This window comes from Ancylobacter polymorphus (assembly GCF_030813495.1).
Lineage (GTDB): Bacteria > Pseudomonadota > Alphaproteobacteria > Rhizobiales > Xanthobacteraceae > Ancylobacter > Ancylobacter polymorphus.
This window is the reverse complement of the sequence record NZ_JAUSUI010000009.1, coordinates 70,496-88,877: the sequence shown is the minus strand read 5'-3', so window position 1 is coordinate 88,877 and position 18,382 is coordinate 70,496. Positions and strand designations below refer to the sequence as shown.

The 18,382-nt window shown below is 68.2% G+C and carries 15 protein-coding genes; 3 read left to right on the top strand and 12 right to left on the bottom strand.

Translation table 11 applies throughout. From position 1 onward, the window contains the following. Positions 1-5 precede the first annotated feature (5 nt). The 8 genes from J2S75_RS18805 to J2S75_RS18770 form a co-directional block, all read right to left on the bottom strand. Positions 6-1,652: a sulfite reductase subunit alpha gene (locus tag J2S75_RS18805; protein WP_307022161.1), complete on the bottom strand. Its 1,647-nt coding sequence runs from the start codon at positions 1,650-1,652 to the stop codon at positions 6-8. Continuing rightward, a complete protein-coding gene (locus J2S75_RS18800; protein WP_307022160.1) occupies positions 1,652-3,445 on the bottom strand; it encodes a NirA family protein in 1,794 nt (597 codons plus the stop codon). The genes J2S75_RS18805 and J2S75_RS18800 overlap by 1 nt, the downstream gene beginning before the upstream one ends. A 21-nt stretch (positions 3,446-3,466) precedes the next feature. Continuing rightward, positions 3,467-4,687 (bottom strand): NAD(P)/FAD-dependent oxidoreductase, encoded by a 1,221-nt coding sequence (locus J2S75_RS18795; protein WP_307022159.1) that lies wholly within the window; start codon positions 4,685-4,687, stop codon positions 3,467-3,469. A gap of 8 nt (positions 4,688-4,695) precedes the next feature. Continuing rightward, positions 4,696-5,493, bottom strand: a complete 798-nt coding sequence (locus J2S75_RS18790) for an ABC transporter ATP-binding protein (RefSeq protein ID WP_244378717.1) — start codon at positions 5,491-5,493, stop codon at positions 4,696-4,698. A gap of 12 nt (positions 5,494-5,505) precedes the next feature. Further along, the gene (ntrB, locus tag J2S75_RS18785) at positions 5,506-6,447 is read right to left on the bottom strand and encodes a nitrate ABC transporter permease (RefSeq protein WP_307022158.1); all 942 of its coding nucleotides are present in this window, start codon (positions 6,445-6,447) and stop codon (positions 5,506-5,508) included. A 22-nt stretch (positions 6,448-6,469) separates the two neighbouring features. Continuing rightward, positions 6,470-7,789 carry a CmpA/NrtA family ABC transporter substrate-binding protein gene (locus tag J2S75_RS18780; protein WP_307022157.1) on the bottom strand — a complete coding sequence of 440 codons (1,320 nt, stop codon included), beginning with the start codon at positions 7,787-7,789 and terminating at the stop codon, positions 6,470-6,472. A 247-nt stretch (positions 7,790-8,036) separates the two neighbouring features. After that, entirely contained in the window at positions 8,037-9,179 is a 1,143-nt protein-coding gene (locus J2S75_RS18775; protein WP_307022156.1) for a CmpA/NrtA family ABC transporter substrate-binding protein, read from the bottom strand. Further along, positions 9,176-9,757, bottom strand: coding sequence for an ANTAR domain-containing response regulator (locus J2S75_RS18770; RefSeq protein WP_244450767.1), 582 nt, complete (start codon positions 9,755-9,757; stop codon positions 9,176-9,178). Before J2S75_RS18770 ends, J2S75_RS18775 begins: the two co-directional genes overlap by 4 nt. 239 nt (positions 9,758-9,996) lie before the next feature. On the opposite strand from J2S75_RS18770, the gene J2S75_RS18765 reads away from it, so the two are divergent. After that, positions 9,997-11,235: an aminotransferase class III-fold pyridoxal phosphate-dependent enzyme gene (locus tag J2S75_RS18765; RefSeq protein WP_307022155.1), complete on the top strand. Its 1,239-nt coding sequence runs from the start codon at positions 9,997-9,999 to the stop codon at positions 11,233-11,235. A 12-nt stretch (positions 11,236-11,247) separates the two neighbouring features. On the opposite strand, the gene J2S75_RS18760 is transcribed toward J2S75_RS18765, so the two are convergent. Further along, positions 11,248-11,994 carry a hypothetical protein gene (locus J2S75_RS18760; protein ID WP_307022154.1) on the bottom strand — a complete coding sequence of 249 codons (747 nt, stop codon included), beginning with the start codon at positions 11,992-11,994 and terminating at the stop codon, positions 11,248-11,250. Positions 11,995-12,590: 596 nt separating this feature from the next. Here J2S75_RS18760 and J2S75_RS18755 point away from each other — a divergent pair. Together J2S75_RS18755 and J2S75_RS18750 are read left to right on the top strand one after the other, a co-directional pair. Next, positions 12,591-14,822, top strand: coding sequence for a TonB-dependent hemoglobin/transferrin/lactoferrin family receptor (locus J2S75_RS18755; protein ID WP_307022153.1), 2,232 nt, complete (start codon positions 12,591-12,593; stop codon positions 14,820-14,822). Between the two features lie 38 nt (positions 14,823-14,860). After that, positions 14,861-15,445, top strand: coding sequence for a biliverdin-producing heme oxygenase (locus J2S75_RS18750; protein WP_307022152.1), 585 nt, complete (start codon positions 14,861-14,863; stop codon positions 15,443-15,445). A gap of 96 nt (positions 15,446-15,541) precedes the next feature. Here the strand turns inward: J2S75_RS18750 and J2S75_RS18745 are convergent, their stop codons facing one another. From J2S75_RS18745 to J2S75_RS18735, 3 genes are read right to left on the bottom strand one after another with little or no spacing between them, the layout of a single operon-like run. Further along, on the bottom strand, positions 15,542-16,306 hold the full coding sequence (locus J2S75_RS18745) for a heme ABC transporter ATP-binding protein (protein WP_307022151.1): 765 nt from the start codon (positions 16,304-16,306) through the stop codon (positions 15,542-15,544). 4 nt (positions 16,307-16,310) lie between these two features. Next, the gene (locus tag J2S75_RS18740; RefSeq protein ID WP_307022150.1) at positions 16,311-17,393 is read right to left on the bottom strand and encodes a FecCD family ABC transporter permease; all 1,083 of its coding nucleotides are present in this window, start codon (positions 17,391-17,393) and stop codon (positions 16,311-16,313) included. 2 nt (positions 17,394-17,395) lie between these two features. Continuing rightward, positions 17,396-18,358 carry a heme/hemin ABC transporter substrate-binding protein gene (locus J2S75_RS18735; protein WP_307022149.1) on the bottom strand — a complete coding sequence of 321 codons (963 nt, stop codon included), beginning with the start codon at positions 18,356-18,358 and terminating at the stop codon, positions 17,396-17,398. Positions 18,359-18,382 lie beyond the last annotated feature (24 nt).

The window sequence follows — 18,382 nt, the reverse complement described above, 5'->3', positions numbered from 1 at the left end:
CCCCGTCAATACACGTCGGCCTGGTAGCGACCGGAGGCTTTCAGCGCGGCGATATAGGCCTTGGCGCCGGCGGCATCGCGGGGGCCGTGCTGCTCGACCACGGCGTGCAGGGCCTTGTCGACATCGGCCGCCATGCGCTTGGCATCGCCGCAGATGTAGAAATGCGCCCCACGCTCGAGCCACTCGAACAGGGCCGCGCCCTCCTCCCGCATCCGGTCCTGCACATAGACCTTGGGGCCGGCGTCACGCGACCAGGCCAGAGACAGGCGCGTGAGCGTTCCCGTGGCCTGAAGGCCGCCGAGTTCCTCCTCATAGAAGAAGTCGCTGTCGCGCCGCTGATGGCCGAAGAACAGCCAGGCGCCGCCGGTGGCCCGCATCGCGAGCCGCTCCTGCAGGAAGGCGCGGAAGGGCGCGATGCCGGTGCCGGGCCCCACCATGATGATCGGCACGTCGCCGGACGCCGGCAGGGCGAAACCATGCGCCTTCTGCACATAGACCGGCAGTTCGGTGCCGGGTTCGATCCGGTCGGCAAGGAAGGTCGAGGCGACACCGAGGCGCGTGCGGGCGCCAATATCGTAGCGGACCGTGTCCACCGTCAGGCTCAGCTGGCCGGGTGACGCCTTCGGGCTGGAGGAGATGGAGTAGAGCCGCGGCTGGAGGGGGTCGAGCGCGGCGAGGAAGGCGCCCGCTTCCGGCACGGTCGCGCATTTGTCGAGCGCGGCGAGGACATCGGTGGTGTCGAGGTCGCCATCGGGATCCTCCCCTTCGGCGAGGCGGGCGAGCTTCACTTTCTCGTCCGGCGCGGCCGTCGTCTCGGCGAGCAGGGTGAAAAGCGCGTCCGGCGCGGCACCGAGCGCCTTCTCCCTCAGAAGCATGTCGCGTATCGGGCGCCCGTCGAGGCGTGAATCGCTGGCGAGCCCGAGCCGGGCCATCACCGCCTCGACCAGTTCGGGCGCGTTCACCGGCAGCAGGCCGAAACTGTCGCCGGCGGCATAGTCCAGCCCGGCGGGAAGGCGGAAGTCGAGGTGCCAGGTCTGTTTGGCCGACGCCCCGGCGTTGAGCCGGCGGCGCGACAGGAAGATCGCCTTGACCGGATGATCGCGCGAATAGCCCGGCAGGGGCGCCGCCGGTGCCGCATGCTCCGCCCGTGCCGACGCCGCTGCGCCCATGGCGGGCGGGGGCGCCTGCGCCGACCCCTCCCCTTCCGCCGCCAGCTTCTTCAGCATGCGCAGCGTGTCCTTGCCGCCGGGCTGGCAGAGATTGAGCCGCGTCTCGCTGCCGGCGGCGAGCGCGTTGGAATAGTCCTCGCAATTGTAGCCGCACTGGCCGCAATCCTGCTGGGCCATGGCCGCCATCATGCGCCGGCGCAGCGGACGGCCGGCCGCCATGTCCATGCGCTCGGCAAGCGGAAGCGAGGGGTCGTGCCAGGGGGCGGCGCCGTCATCGCCATCGCCCGGCGCGGCGGACGGGGAGGCGAGATCGACGCCGGGCATCAGCGCCTTCGCCTGTTCGGGCGCGAGCGGCGCGGCGCCTTGGCCTTCAAGCGAGAGGAGACCGGCAAAAAAGCCGTTGAGCCAGGCGCGCTGGGCGGGGCTGAAGGGCGCATTGTCCGGCAGAAGCGGCGTCAGGAAGGGCGGCGGCTGAACGCTCATCACGTCATCTCCGGGCGGAACATGGCCGCGAGCTCCGCGACCTCGTGGCGGCGGGAGAACTGGGCAAAGCTCTCATCGGCCGAGGCCCGTCGTTCGATCCACACCCCGAGCATGCGTTCGATCAGAGGGGGCATGTCCTCGGCCTTCACCTTGGCGAAGACCTCACGGCCGATGGCGGCGTCCGGGCCGAAGCCGCCGCCCACCAGCACATTGTAGCCATCCACCGTGTCGCCCTCGTCGGAGACGGACACGCGGGCACCCAGCAGCCCGATATCGCCGATGTAATGCTGGGCGCAGGAGTGGTGGCAGCCGGTCAGATGGATGTTCACGGGCTGGTCGACGCGGATGCGCCCGTCGCACCACGCCGCGATTTCCTCGGCGTTGCGCTTGGTGGGGGCGGCGGCGAACTTGCAGCCTTCGCTCCCCGTACACGCCACCAGCCCCGCCCGCACCGCGCTGGCGGAGATGCCGATGCCCAGCGCCTCCAGGGCGGCGACGGCGAGCGGCACATCCATATCCTTCACGCCCGGGATCAGCAGGTTCTGCCAGACGGTGAGACGCAGCTCGCCGTCGCCGAGGTCGCGCGCGATGCGGGCGATGCCGCGCATCTGGTCGACATTCATGCGCCCAACGGGGAGGACGATCCCGATCCAGTTGAGCCCGGCCTGCTTCTGCCGGTGCACGCCGATATGGGTCTGCCGTCCCGCGTCCGGCCGGGCGGCGATGGCGCCGGCGGGGGCACGGGTCAGCGGCGCGCCGAGCTTTGCCTCGACCTCGGCCAGGAAGGCATCGAAGCCGAGCTCATCGAGCACATATTTGAGCCGCGCCTTGTTCCGGTTGCTGCGGTCGCCCCGGTCGATGAACACGCGGACGATGGCGTCGGCGACGCGGGTGGCGTCCTGCAGCGGAACGATGACGCCGGTGTCGCGGGCGAAATCCTTGTGGCCGGTAATCCCCCCCAGGGCGAGGCGGAACCAGACGCCCGGCGCGACGCCGTGGCCCTCCGTCACCTCGACAGCCTGCAAGCCGATGTCGTTGGTGTCCTCCAGCGCGGCGATCAGGCCGGCGCCGTCGAACGCCACGTTGAACTTGCGCGGCAGGCCGTACATGGCCCGCTCATTGAGGATGTGGTGGTGCCATTCCAGCGCATAGGGGCGGGTGTCGATCAGTTCCTGCGGATCGATTCCCGCCGTCGGCGTGCCGGTGACGTTGCGGATATTGTCGGCCCCCGTCCCCTTGCAGGTGAGGCCGAGCCCGACGAGCTTTTCCAGCACGGCAATGCCATCGCTCGCCGGCACCTCGCGGATCTGGAGATTGGCGCGGGTGGTGACATGGGCATAGGGGCCGGCATGGGCCTCGGCGATATCGGCCATGCCGGCCAGCTGCCAATGCGTCAGGATCCCGTTGGGGATGCGCAGCCGCACCATATAGCTCTGCTGGGTCGGGCCGACGAAGAACAGCCCGTGATAGCGCCAGCGCAGCACGTCATCGCCCTTGGGAAAGACGCCCTCCCGGGCGGCCTTGACCATACGCGGGTAGGAATCGAGGCCCAGTTCCTCGCGCTTGGCGCGCTCGGCATCGGCCAGCTTCTTCCCGGCGGCCTCGACGCGCGCCATCGCGCGATGGCTGGCCGCGTCCGGTCCCGCCGGCTCGGGCATTGGCGTGGGCGAGGTCGCGTGGGGGCCCTTCGCCCCGCCGATCGGCGGCAGCCCGCGCGAGCTGCGCAACGCCGCGATGCCGGAGACAAACCCCCCGAGGTAGTTCTTCTGTTCGACCGTGAAATCCGCGCTCATGGGCACCCTCAGCAGGATTTGTCAGGCCGCCGCGCACAAGGCCGGGCCAAAGATCAGCGTGTCGCGCATGGCGCAAATGCTCCGCCCGCTCTGAATGAGATCGGCGAAGAAGGGCGCGTCGCCCGTGTTGCCATAGAGGACGGCGCCGACGAGGCGGTCGCCGCGGACCGTCAGCCGGGCGTAATGGCCAAGCCGGAAATCGCGCAGCACAATGTCCTCGACTTCCGGCCCTTCCGTGAAGTCGCCAGCGGAGAACACATCGATGCCGCTCACCTTCAGCCGTGTCGCCGTGGGCGAGGGGCAGTAGAGGGCTTCGGAGCCCGAAAGATGGGCGGCGAGAGAACGGGCCATCTCGTAGAGCGGCGCCACGAGCCCGTGGCAGGTGCCGCAATGCTCGGCGCACTCGCCCAGCGCATAGATGCCGGGCGCGCTGGTGCGCAGCGCGTCGTCGACGACGATACCGCGCGCCACGGCGAGACCTGCGCTGCGGGCGAGGTCCACGCGCGGCCGAACGCCGATCGCCAGCACGACGAGATCGGCCATGAGGCAGCGGCCATCGGCGAGGCGCACGCCCGAGACGTGGTCGGTGCCCAGAATTTCCTGCGCCGTCATGCCGGTGCATATGGACAGGCCCCGGCTTTCCAGGGCGCCCCGGAGCAGGCCGGCGGCCTCGGCGTCGAGCTGACGCTCCATCAGATGCGGCATGAGATGCAGCACGGTCACCGCCATGCCTCGTTGGGCGAGGCCATGCGCCGCCTCAAGACCGAGCAGGCCACCGCCAATCACCACGGCGTGCCGACCCTCGCCGGCCCTGTCGAGCATGGCGGCGACATCCTCGACATCGCGGAAGCTGACGACACCCGGCAGACCGGCGCCGGGCAGCGCAGGCATCAGGGGGCTGGACCCCGTGGCGATCACCAGCCGGTCATAATCGAACGACCGGCCGTCAGAGGTCGCGACGCGGCGCGCGCCGGCGTCGATGGCGGTTGCCGGGATGCCGCAGTGCAGGGCGACGCCATGGCGGGCATACCAGTCGGCCGGATGGATGAGGATATCGTCCGGCGCCCGCTCGCCCGCCAGAACCGGCGAGAGCAGGATGCGGTTATAGGCCGGGCGCGGCTCGGCACCGAGAAGCGTGATTTTGAAGCGGCCGGGAACACGCTCCACCAGTTCCTCGACGAGGCGCGTGCTCGCCATTCCATGGCCGATGATGAGGAGGCGCTCGGGCGCGGCGGCGTGCATGACCGACCTCACGCCGCCTCGACCAGGCGATGACGCTCGTAGAGGAACTTCAGCACCGCTGCCCGGCAGCGCAGATAGGTCGGGTCCGCCACGAGATCGAGGCGCTCGCGCGGGCGCGCCAATGGCACGTCGAGAATCTCGCCGATACGCGCAGCGGGCCCATTGGTCATCATCACGATGCGGTCGGAGAGCAGCACGGCCTCGTCGACATCATGGGTGATCATCATCACCGTGTTGCCGAGGCTGGCGTGGATCTGCATCACCGAGTCCTGGAGATGGGCGCGGGTGAGCGCATCGAGCGCGCCGAAGGGTTCGTCGAGCAGCAGCACCTTGGGTTCCATGGCGAGGGCGCGGGCGATGCCGACACGCTGCTTCATGCCGCCGGAAATCTCCGACGGGCGCCGGGTGCGGGCATGGGCCATCTGCACCAGATCGAGATTGTGCATCGTCCAGTCGTGGCGCTCGGCCGCGCTCTTGCGACCGCGAAACACCTTGTCGACCGCGAGGCGCACATTGTCGTAGACGGTGAGCCAGGGCAGCAGCGAGTGGTTCTGGAACACCACGGCGCGGTCCGGGCCCGGCGCGTTCACCTCGCTATTGTCGAGGAGAACCGCACCGGTGCTCACCGGGGTGAGCCCGGCCACGATGTTGAGCAAGGTGGATTTGCCGCAGCCGGAATGGCCGATGATCGAGATGTACTCGCCGCGGCCGACCTTCAGGTCGATGTCGGCAAGCACCTGCGTCGTGCTTCCCCCGCGCGTGAACGACTTGCCGACCTGTTCGATGGAGAGATAGGCGCTGGCCATGCTTCGGTCTCCTCAGGAGGTGGCGGTGCCGCGGGTGACGAGCACCCCGACCAGCGCAACGGAACGATCCAGGAAGAAGCCGATGATCCCGACATAGATCAGCGCGACGATGATGTCGCTGATCAGCGAGGAGTTCCAGGCATCCCAGATGAAGAAGCCGATGCCGACGCCGCCGATCAGCATCTCCGCCGCGACGATGGCCAGCCAGGACAGGCCGATGCCGATGCGCAGCCCCGTGAAAATATACGGGGCGGCGGCAGGGATCATGATCTTGACGGCGTATTCCAGCGGATTGAGCTGAAGCACCCGCGCCACATTTCGGTAGTCTTCGGGAATATTGCGGATACCGACGGCGGTGTTGATGACGATCGGCCACACCGCGGTAATGAAGATCACGAAGATGGCGGACGGCTCGCCGCTCTTGAACGCCGCGAGCGCCAGCGGCAGCCAGGCGAGAGGCGGTACGGTGCGCAGCACCTGGAACAGCGGATCGAGGCTGCGCATCGCCCATTGCGACTGGCCGATGAGCGTGCCCACCGCCACCCCGCCGACCGCCGCCAGCGAATAGCCGAGAAGCACACGCTGGAGGCTTGCGAGCAGATGCCAGAACAGGCCCTTGTCGAGCCCGCCCCGGTCATAGAAGGGGTCGGTAATCAGTTCCCACGTATCGGCCAGCACGCGCGAGGGCGGCGGCAGTGCCGCATCGGGGCCCGCGCACAGCAATTCCCACACGCCGAGCAGGACAAGGAGCGGGATGAGTGGCGGCACGACCTCGCCCGCGACGGTGCGGGCGAGCTTTAGAAGACGCGCACCCCGAGGTCGCGTGCGGGTCGTGGCGACCGACAGAGCCTGGACTTTGGGGAACGGGGCAACCTTGGTGCCGCCGAGAGGAAGGCTCTCCCGCACGGCAGCGCTGTCGAGAGTCGGGACATTGTCTCGGGCCGGAACGCTCATGCGGTTCTCCTGCGGCTCGCGGTCACGCGGTGACGCGCTTGATCGTGAGGCTGGCGAGATAGTCACCGGGCTTGTCGGGATCGAAGACCTTGCCGTCGAAGAAGGTTTCGACGCCCCGCGAGGTGGAGGCGGGAATGTCCTTCACGCCCAGCTGGGTCGCGGCGTCCTTCCAAAGGTCCTGCCGGTTCACCTTCGCGACCATAGCCTTGACGTCGGTCTCGGGCGGCAGCTTGCCCCAGCGAATATCTTCGGTGAGGAACCACACTTCATGGCTCTGGAAGGGATAGGAGGCGTGGTCGCGCCAGAACTTCATGAAATACGGGCTGTTGGGTTCGACGCGGCCATTGCCGTAGTCGTAATTGCCCTTGATGCGGTCGATGATGTCCTTCTTGGGCACGTTGAACCAGGCGCGCTTGCCGATGATCTCGGCCATCTGCTCCTTGTTCGCCATGTCGTCGCACCATTGCTGGGCTTCCAGCACGGCCATCATCAGCGCCTGGGTCGCCTTCGGATTGGCATCCACCCAGTCCGCGCGCATGGCGAGGCTCTTTTCGGGGTGGAGGTTCCACAGTTCGGCGGTGTTGCAGGCGGTGAAGCCGATGCCCTGGTTGACCAGCTGCTCGTTCCAGGGCTCGCCGACGCAGAACGCGTCCATGGTGCCGACCTTCATGTTCGCCACCATCTGCGGGGGCGGCACGACGATGGTCTCGACATCCCGGTCGGGGTCGATGCCGGCGGCGGCGAGCCAGTAGCGCATCCAGAGATCATGCGTGCCGCCGGGAAAGGTCACGGCGACCTTGGCGGCCTGGCCGGCGGCCTTCTTCTTGGCGAACGCGTCCTTGAGCGGGCCCGCATCGACGCCGACCCCGAGGCTCGCATACTCCTTCGCGACCGAGATGGCCTGCGCATCGAGATTGAGCCGGGCGAGGATGTACATTGGCAGCGGGACGTTGTTCTGCGTCACCTTGCCGGCCGAGATGAGATAGGGCATCGGCGTCAGGATATGCGCGCCGTCAATGCCCGACCCTTGAGAGCCGAGCACGAGATTGTCGCGCGTGGTGCCCCAGCTCGCCTGCTTGTTCACCTCGACATCCGGCATGCCGTATTTGGCGAAGAGGCCCATCTCCTTGGCGATGATGAGGGGCGACGCATCGGTGAGCGCGATATAGCCGAGCACGGCCCGCGTGGTCTCCGGGCCGGCGGCCTCGGCCACATGCGCCCCGAACGGGAAGGCGGTTTTCGCGGCGGCCAGCACGGCGGTCGCGGACGCGGCCCGCAGGATGCCCCGCCGCGTGAACCCGCCGCGCGTGGTGGTGCCGTTCGACTTCGTAGGACCTGTCATGTCGCTCCCCCTGGGCGAAAAACAAAAACGCCGCTGCGCATCCGGGTCAGACGACCAGGCTCGCAGCGGCGATGCTTATGAAAGCGCCCTTCGTTGGGCGCGATAGATGCCCGCCCACATCATGGGGCGGCGAATACTCTGGGTCAGACGGCCAGCACTTGGCAGGGCCGCAACCTGATCATCAGTTTCGAAGCAGTCTTAACTCTGCGCAAGAGTGTTTATTAGGCGGATGCTGCCCACCAATTGGTCAGCTGCCGATTTCTGCGAGATAAGTCGACAGATCGTGCGGGTCGAAGACCGGGCCGGCGAACGCGCCGATGCCGTCGCCGCGGTCGACCCCGGACATGCTTTCGAGCGCGAGATCATGTATTTCCGGCGAATAACACCTTTCCACGGCGATGCGCCCGGCCTCATCGAGCTTGGCCTGGCCCCAGCGAACCATCTGCGCATAAAGCCAGAGCGCCTGACGCACATCCGGCCGCGCTGCCGCACTTTCGAGCACCATGTAGCGCGAATACTCCCGTACCGTGCCCTGCAGGTCGATCCGCAGGCGCCCTTCGAGCGAGCGCAGGACCAGATCCGCCCCGACATTGAGCCGTTCCGGTGCGGCCAGAAGATGGGCAAGGGCCAGCCGATTCTCCGGCGCACCGCACCAGGCGGTGGCGCGGATGAGCGCGCGGGTGAGCGCCAGCGCCGCCTCGCGATGTTCCGCGACGAAGCTGGCGCGCGTGGCCAGAACCTTCTCCGGACTGTTCGCGACGATGTCCGAGCCGAAATGCAGGATGCGGCCCATGCCGACTTCCACCGCAACGCTCGGCCAGGGCGCGCCCACGCAGAAGCCGTGGACATGCCCGCTCAACAGGGCGTCGACCATGTAGGGCGGGGGCATGACGATGAGGCGGACATCGCGATCCGGGTCGATGCCGGCCGCTCCCATCCAGTAGCGCAGCAGATAGTTGTGCGGGGAGAACGGAAAGGTCATGGCGAAGACGAGCTGTCCTTCGCCCCGCGCGGCGCGGGCCGCCACCAGCCGCTTCAGTGCGGCACCGGAGACGTGGGGATCGCCAATGGGCTCGCCCCGCGCCTCCTCTTCCAGCGCCCGGAAGGTCTCGTTGCCCAGGAGGAAGGAGCTGCCGTTCTGGTTCAGCGACACCAGGGTCGAGAGCGGTACGCGGGCATAGTCGAGACCGAGGCTGATGGCGATCGCCAAGGGCGCGAGGATATGGGCCGCCTCGAAATGGCCGAGCGTCAGCTTGTCACGGACATTCGACCAGGACACCTCGCGCACGAGTTCAAGCTCGATGCCCTCGGCGGCGGCGAAGCCCTGATCGGCTGCCGCCACCAGCACCGCCGCATCAACCAGAGGAATGAAGCCGGCGCGGATCCTCATTTCAGCAGCTCCGACGCCGTGATGACGGACTGGGCGATCTCCGCCACTTTCTTCTGGTCCTTCATCGCCTTGGAGCGCAGCAGATTATAGGCGTCCTCCTCGTTCATGCCGCGCGCCCGCATCAATATGCCCTTGGCCCGGTCGATCAGCTTGCGCTCGGCAAGGCTGGTCCGCGCGAGATCGAGTTCGCGGCGCAGACGTTCAAATTCCTGGAAGCGCGCGACGGCAACCTCCAGCACGGCCTTGACCCGGCGCGGCTGCAGCCCATCCACCACATAGGCGCTGACCCCCGCGCTGACCGCCGTTCGCATCGCCTCCGTGTCGCTCTCATCGACGAACAGCACCACCGGCCGGGCAAACTCCCGGTTGGCGATGCGCAATTGTTCGATTGTGTCGCGATCGGGCAGATCGAGGTCGACGATCAGGACATCCGGCGCGGCCTGCCGCAGCAAGGGCAGCAATTGGCCTGAGCTGACGGCGGCAATCTGCACGTCCACATCGGGGTCTGCCCGCAACGCGGCCTCGACGATCTCGGCCCGTTTTCGATTCTGGTCGATCACCAATACGCGCAGCACCAGCCACCCTCATTTTGCCACGTATCAGCAATTTGCAGGCCAGCGGGGCGTCGAGCCGTGCCCAGGCGGCGCAAATGTCGCTTTCCTGCGGGCGGCACACGGTCGCACACAGCGGGTGCCGCCGTGATGGCCATTGTCGCAACGGCCTGCCAAAGCGTCGTGACGCCGTTGCGTTTCTCATTGAGAAGGCACACGCCCGGCGCTGCTAGACTGCCGAAGGCCGCCGCCCACCGAGACGCGCCATGACCGAGACCGACGATCTGCTTGCCCGCGACAGCGCGGCCTTCTTCCACCAGCACGGCTCCACGCCGAGCCTCGGCGCGCTCAGAGCCGCCCGAGGTATCTGGCTGGAAGATACGGACGGCCGACGCTTCGTCGACCTGCACGGCAACACCGTGCACCATCTCGGCCATGGAAACCCGGAAATCGTGGCGGCGCTGAAGGCGCAGCTGGACGACCTCGCCTTCGCCCCGCGCCGCTACACCAATCCGCCCGCCGTGGCGCTGGCGGAAGCGCTGCGCGCGCGCTGGCCCGCTCCGCCAGCGCGGGTGCTGTTCGCCACCGGCGGCTCGGACGCGATCGAGATCGCCATCAAGCTGGCGCGGGTCGCCACCGGCCGATCGGAGACGGTGTCGCTCGAAGGCGCCTATCACGGCCATGGCTTCGGCGCCTTCGGGCTCTCTTCGGCGGCGCCGGACCCGCGCCTCGGCGCCTTTCTGCCGGGCCGCCACCATGTCACGCCCTATTGGGCGGGCGAGGATGGGCCGGCGCGGATGCTGGAGGAGATCGCCCGTCATCTCGCCACCGGGCGCATCGCGGCGGTCATCGCCGAGCCGATGCGGGCGAACTGCCATGTGCCCCCGGCCGATCTGTGGCCGCAGATCCGCGCCCTGTGCGACGCGCAGGGGACCAAGCTGATCTTCGACGAGATTCCCTCCGGCCTCGGCAAGACCGGCCGCTTCTTCGCCTTCGAGCATTTCGGCGCGGTGCCGGACCTCGCCGTGCTCGGCAAGGCGCTGGGCGGCGGCATGGTGCCGCTCGCGGCGGTGATCGGCGATGCCCGGCTCGATGTCGCGCCCGAACTGGAACTCGGCCATTACACCCATGAGAAGAACCCGCTCACCACACGGGCGGCGCTGACCGCGCTGGAGATCATCGCCCGCGACGCTCTGGTCGCCCGCGCCGAGGCGGCCGGGCAGACGCTGCGCGAGGGGATCGCCGCCATCGCCACGCGCCGGCCCTGCGTCAGCGGGATACGCGGGCTCGGGCTGCTGCGGGCGGTCGCGTTCGCTCCCGACCGCGCCGGCCATCCGCCGGGCCCGGCCTTTGCCGAGCGCCTGGTCGCCTGCGCCTTCGCCGAGGGGCTGTCGACCACCGCCAAGGACGATGCCTCCATCGGCCTCTCGCTGCCGCTCACCGTCACCGACGCGGAGATCGCCGAGGTGCTGGCGCGGATCGAGGCGATGGCCGTGAGGCTCTGAGGCGGCCGACGCCTAGGAGCGGCTGGCCATCGAGATGGGGGCTTCCGGCACGGCGGCCGGCGCCTCGCCGGGTTCGACATAGACCCAGGCCTTCTTGGCCGCGAGTTCGTCCGTCTGCCCGCTGGAGAGCGCCTTGATATAGGGTTCGGGCGTGAGGAACCTGGTGCCCTGCACCTTGCGCAGCGGGGTGCCCTCCTCCAGCAGCCGCTTGCGGACGGTCAGGGCCCGGGTGACATCCTCGAAGATGAACAGGACGATGGCCATCGCATTGTGCTGATGCGGATGGCCGTTGGTCAGCGCGACGCGCAGCGTGTTGCAGAACACGAAGACCGGAACCTGGTCCTCCTGCAAGATCGAATCATACAGCGCGACGGTGACTTCCGGCCGGACGAGTTCGCTCTGCAGGGTGTGGACCTTGAGCGGGCGGCTGGGGTCCGTCTCCGGCATGTCCTTCAGTTCGAGCCAGCTGGCATAGAGGTTGCGCAGGCCGGCGAGATAGCCGGTGATGCGGTGCACGGCATCGTCGCGCGTGCTGGCGGAATGGCTGTAGAGCACGCCGAGATAGGCGAGCGCGCCTGCGGTGACAGTGGCGAGGGCGGCGAGGATCGCCCCGGTGAAGCCGAGCCAGTTCGAGATGTTGGCGTCGTTGATGCCCACCAGCAGCCGGTCCCAGAAACTGGCGGCCAGCGCAAAGCCGATGCAGATGCCGAGCAGCACATTGGCAAGGGCGAAGATCACGATCCGCACGCTGTCTTTCATCCCGCATCCTCTCCCACGGCCGGAGCGTGACCCCGCTGTCGCCGTCTTCCGCAAGCCGCCCACCCTTTGGTGATACCATAAGCTGGCGAGTGGCATGGCGCGCTGCTGCCCCCCCCCCCCGCTTCGCTGGCGGCGAGTGATTCGCGGACGCGGCTGGCCGGCTCGCCCCCTTGTCCATTGATCGCGGGACGTGAGCGCCGGGCGCGGCCCCTCAGCCGGGGCGGCGGATGCCGTCGCCCGGGCGCGCCGCCGCCTTCGCCGTCGCGGCGGGGCGCGCCACTCCTTGCATTTCCTCACTCTGCCGCCCTTCTGCCCTATCGAACGGCAGACTTTCTTTAATTCCTCTAATGCGAATCGATTACTGACATTAAAACCATCCAAAACTCGCACTCTTTAGAAATATTATACGCTCCGGATCAGTTTTTAAGTTCTAAAAATCAAATTAATACGTGATTTGACTCAACTATTTACTTCCATTAACCGTCCCGCCTCGACATTAACTCTGCGTTCGGCGCCACCGAACAGGGATGCGGGCTCCCGGCGTCCGCTGGGGAAGTCGTGTCGTCCGGCGGACGCTCGATTGGGGATGGACAGAGATGCGCAAGACGAACCGGGGGCACCGCCCCCTCTCGGCAATGGCACGGACGGCAGGTTGGGGCGTTTCCTGGCTCGCTCTGCTGGCGGCCGCGCCGGCCATGGCGCAGCAGGCGAGCGCGCAGGCCCCGGCCTCCACCGCCGCCGTGGTCGAGACGGAGGAGTTCGTCGAGCTCGATCCCATCACCGTCGTCGCCACCCGCACCGCCGAGAGCTGGATCGACACGCTGGCCGGCGTCACCGTGCGGCGCTCGGAGCAGCTTGAAGCGCTGATGCCGGAGCGCACGGCGGACCTGTTCCAGGGCATGCCCGGCACGACGGCGATCCAGAACGCCAATACCAGCCAGACGCAGATCAATATTCGCGGCCTGCAGGATTTCGGCCGCGTGGCGGTGATCGTCGACGGCGCGCGGCAGAACTTCAACCAGCTCGGCCATGCCGGTGCCGGCGGCTTCTTCGTCGAACCCGGCCTCATCGCCGATGTCGATGTGGTGCGCGGCCCGGTGTCGAACATCTACGGCTCCGGTGCCATTGGCGGCGTCGTCACCATGCGGACCAAGGACGCCGAGGACATCATCGCTCCCGGCAAGAGCTGGGGCGTGGAAGCCACCGGCGAGGCCGCCGGCAACGGCTTCATGGGCTATGGCTCGGTGCTCGGCGCGGCGAAGGTCGGCCAGAATGTCGACCTGTTCATCGGCGGCACCTATCGCGACGCCGACAACTACCATGACGGCAATGGCGACGTGGTGCCGGACAGCGGCTTCGAGACCTGGACCGGCATCGCCAAGGCGACCTTCCGCCCGGCCGACTTCCACGAGATCAAGCTCTCCGCGCTGAACTACGACACCCAGTTCACCACCAGCGCCGATGCCAATGCCGCGACGGAATACTCGACGCAGGCGACCAACCGCACGGTGACGGCCGCCTGGAACTACCAGAACCCCGGCGACAACCTGTTTGACTGGCGCAGCTCGGTCTACTGGAACCAGGTCGACCAGGATCAGGTGAAGGTTTCCGGCTCCTCCAACCCGATCACCGGCGCCGTGGGCGATCCGCGCAGCTTCGTCATCGACACGGTGGGCTTCGACGCCAACAATACCAGCCGCTTTGATGCCGCCGGCTGGAACAACGCCATCACCTTCGGTGGCGACTATTTCCAGGACCAGATCGACAACACCGACGATTACGGTTTCGGCGAGGGCTACAACCCCTCGGGCGATCGCGGCGTCGGCGGCGCCTTCGTGCAGTGGAAGGGCAATTATTCCACCTGGCTGGAAGCGATCGCGGCCCTGCGTTACGATGCCTATTCGCTCAATTCCGACGATGGTGGCACCAGCGGCGAGCGTCTCTCGCCCAAATTCACCCTCGGCGTCACCCCCTGGTCGTGGCTGACCCTCTACGGCACCTATGCCGAGGGTTACCGCGCCCCGACCGTGACCGAAGCGCTGGTCTCCGGCCCGCATCCGCTGCCGTTCAACACCGGCGGCACGATGTTCTACTTCCTGCCCAATCCCGGCCTGCAGGCTGAAATCGGCAAGAACAAGGAAGTCGGCATCAACATCAAGAAGGACGACCTGTTCGTCGCCGGCGACAAGCTGCGGGCCAAGCTGAACTACTACCAGAACGATGTGGAAAACTATATCGAACTGGTCGAGTTCGGCGATTCCACCGGCACCATCTGCCCGATTCCCGGCCGCCCGACCACCTGCTTCCCCTATAATTGGGGCGTGCCGGGCTATGCGCAGTATCAGAACGTGCAGGAAGCGCGGCTGAAGGGCTTCGAGTTCGAGGGCACCTATGATGCCCGCAAATGGTTCCTCGGCCTGGCCGGCCAGATCTCGGAAGGCGAGGTCACGTCCGGCATCTATGCCGGGCAGCCGCTCTCCAGCATCCAGCCCGATCAGGTCACCGCGACACTCGGCTTCCGCTTCCTGGAAGAAAAGCTCACCGTCGCCGTGCGCTGGACCGCCGTGGCCGCCGTCACCGCTTCCGACCTGCCGGTCAATTCGGTGTTCGAGCCGACCGACAGCTTCAATCTGGTCAGCGTCTATGCCGGCTATCAGCCCAACGAGAACATGCTGTGGCGTCTGTCGGTCGAGAACCTGCTCAACGAGCAATACACCCAATATGAGAACTTCCTGCCAAGCGCCGGCCTGACGGTGAAGGGAGCGCTGACGGTGCGGTTCGGCGGCGGCGAAGTCGCTTCCGTCGCCGACCCGCTCTATGTGAAGTGAAACGGTCCCGTCGCCGGGCGGGATGAGAGGAGCAGTTGATGTCCATTGCCACCGATGTGGAAGCGCCGAGCCGGGCCAAGCGGCTCAAGGCCGTGTCCAATGCCGCGCATGAGCGGGTGGATAACGGGGTGATGCAGGCGGCGCCCTTCGCCAGCGCCGAAAACTATGCCCGCTTCCTGAAGTTCCAGTACCACCTGCACCGCCGGGTGGAGACGCTCTATGCCGATGCCGCGCTGCAGGAATTGCTGCCGGACCTCGCCGAGCGCTCCCGCCTTGAGGCGCTGGAACAGGACTTCGTCGATCTCGGAATGACGCCGCCCGAAGCCGATCTCGGCCCGGCGCTCAGCCTCGCCGAGGCGCTCGGCTGGCTCTATGTGGTCGAAGGCTCCAATATGGGCGCCGCCATCCTTGCCAAGGAAGCGGCGAAGCTCGGCTTCACCGCCGAGCATGGCGCGCGCCATCTCGCCGGCCACCCGGAAGGGCGGGCGCTGCACTGGCGCCGCTTCACCGCCGCGCTCAATGAGGTGGAACTGACACCGGAAGAAGAAGCGCGGATCGAGGCCGCCGCCACCGAAGCCTTCCTGCATGTGGAGACGCTGGTCGGGCGCGAACTCGCCGCCTGACACTCATTCGCACCGCCCAATCCCAGCCCCGCCCGGTCCCCGGGCGGGGCTTTTTCATGCGCGCGAATTCATCTGCACCAATTCAAGCGCGCCAATTCAAGCGCGCGAGGCCGCCTGCGGCAGCAGGAAGGGGGTCGGCGGCGCCCAGCCGACCCGTACATCCACGCCATAGAGGTCGGCGATGCACGCCTGCGTCAGCACCTGTTCCGGCGTGCCGCGCACGGCGACGCGGCCCTGCTTCAGCGCGACGATCTCGTCCGCCACCATGGCGGCGAGGTTGAGATCGTGCAGCACGGCGAGGATGCCGGCGCCCTCGGCCGCGAGATCGCGCATCAGCCGCAGCACCAGCAATTGCTGGGCGAGGTCGAGGCTGGCGGTCGGCTCGTCGAGCAGCAGATAGCCCGGCCCCTCGCTGGCCTCCAATTGCACCAGCGCGCGGGCGAGCTGCACACGCTGCTTTTCGCCGCCGGAGAGAAGCTCATAGTTCTGGCTGGCGAGAGCGCCGAGCTCGACCCGCGCCAGCGCCCGGCCGATGCGCGCCGGCAGGTCGCGGCCACGGGCGGCGCCGATGCCGACCACTTCCGCGACGGTGAAGGGAAAAGCCACATGCACGCTCTGCGGCAGTACCGCGCGCAGCCGGGCGAGCTGCGCCGGCCGCAGCCCGGCGAGATCGATGCCGTCCAGCGTCACCTGCCCGCGCTGCGGGCGCCGCTCGCCCGCCATCAGCTTGAACAGGGTCGACTTGCCGGCGCCATTCGGGCCGATCAGCACCGTGACCGTGCCGGGCCGCACCGCGACCGAGGCCGCCTCAAGCAGGTGCCGCCCGCCGGCGGAAAAGCCGATGTCGTGGGCACAATACATCTTCTCACCCCATCAGCGCCGCGCGCTTGCGCAGCAGCAGCCAGAGGAAGAACGGCGCGCCGAAGCCGGCGGTGACGACGCCGAGCGGCAGTTCGGCGGGGCTGACCACGGTGCGCGCCACCACATCCGCCCCCAGCAGCAGCGCCCCGCCGAGCAGCCCGGCGCAGGGCAGCAGCAGGCGGTGGCCGGGGCCGACCATCAGCCGGATGAGATGGGGAACGACGAGGCCGATGAAGCCGATCACCCCCGCCACCGCCACCGAGGCCCCCGCCCCGGCGGCGATGCCGAGAATGGCCAGCCATTTCGCCCGCTGCACATCGATGCCGACATGGAACGCCTCCGCCTCGCCGAGCGCCAGCGCGTCCAGCGCCCTGGGAAGACGGGTGGAGATCAGCACCAGCAGCGCCATGAAGGGCAGCAGCGCCGCCACTTTCGCCCAGGTCGCGCCGCCGAGCGAACCGAAGGACCAGAAGGTGAAATCGCGCAATTGCTGATCGGAGGCGGCGAAGACGAGGAGGCCGGTGCCGGCGGCGGCCAGCGCCGCAATGGCGATGCCGGCGAACAGCATGGTGACCACCGAGGTGCGGCCCTCATGCGTCGAAATCGCGTAAAGCGCCACCGTGGCGACGAGCGCGCCGCAAAAGGCCATCACCGGCAGGCCGAGATCGGCCAGCGCCAGCGGCAGATAGCCGGCGACATGGCTACCGGCGACGATCCACGCCGCGGCCGCCAGCGCGGCGCCGTTGGAAATGCCGATAAGCCCCGGATCGGCGAGCGGGTTGCGGAAAATGCCCTGCGTCACCGCGCCTGCGAGCGCGATGCCGCCGCCGACCAGCAGGCCGAGCAAGGTGCGCGGCAGGCGCACGTCGAGCACGATCACCGCCTCGCGCAGCGCCGCGCCGCTCGCCCGCTCGCCGGCCAGCGCGGCGGCGAGAATGTCGAGGATGCGGCCGGGGGCGATGGTGACCGGTCCGATGGCCAGTGAGGCCAGGAAGGCCAGTGCGACCAGACCGGCGCACAGGCCGAGGACGACGGACGCGCGGCGCGGCCGGAACGCCAGGGCTCCGGCGGCAGGAGAGACGGCCATGCTCACGGTGTGCCGGACGCGCTGGGGGCGGAGGCCGCGTTGGCGGCATGGGCCGGCAGCGGCGGCAGCGCCAGCTCAGGATAGATCAGCGCGGCGAGATCGCGCGCCGCCTGCGGCGTGCGCGGCCCGAAGCTGAGGAGATAGCCGCCATCCATGCGGTAGAGACGGCCGGCCTCGATCGCCGAGGTGCCGGCAAAAGCCGGCATCGCCTTCACCGCGTCGTCGGAGACCGCGTGGTTCTGATCCTTCATCAGCACGATGGCATAGGGATCGGCGCCCAGCACCGCCTCGCCGACCGCCGGCTTGTAGCCATTGAGCCCGGTCATGGCGTTGGTGACGCCGGCGAGGGCGAACATCGCCTGCGCGCCCGTGCCGGCCCCGCCGACGACCGGCGCCGTCCCCGATGCCGAAAGCACGAAGACGGCGCTGCGCGGCGCGGGGATGCGGGCGCGAAGCGCCGCCAGCGCGGCGAAATCCGCCGCCACCTCGCCCGCCAGCACCTCGCCGCGCTCCGGCACGCCGGCCAGCGCGGCGACACGGCGGATGGTGGCGAGCACGCCGGCCTCGTCCCGCGCTTCCGGCAACGTCTCGAAGGGGATGGCGGCGCTCTTCAGCACCTTCACCGCATCCGGCGGGCCGGCCCCGTCGAGCGCGATGATGAGATCGGGCCCGACGGACAGCACACCTTCGGGCGAGAGCGCGCGCATGTAGCCGACATTGGGCTTCTCGGCGAGGGCGCGCGGGGGATAGGTGCTCGACGTGTCGACGGCGACCACCCGGTCCTCGAGCCCCAGCGCATACAGCGTCTCGGTAACAGCGCCGCCAATGGCGAGGATGCGCTGGGGCGAGGAAGCGGAGGCGGCGTGCGCCGCCGGCCCCTGGCCGATGACGGTCAACGCCAGCAGGCCCATAGCCAGCAGCACCCTCGCAGGGACACTCGTGATCGGTACGCGCCGTAGCATCATGCGTCTCTCTTCTGTTCGTCGCCG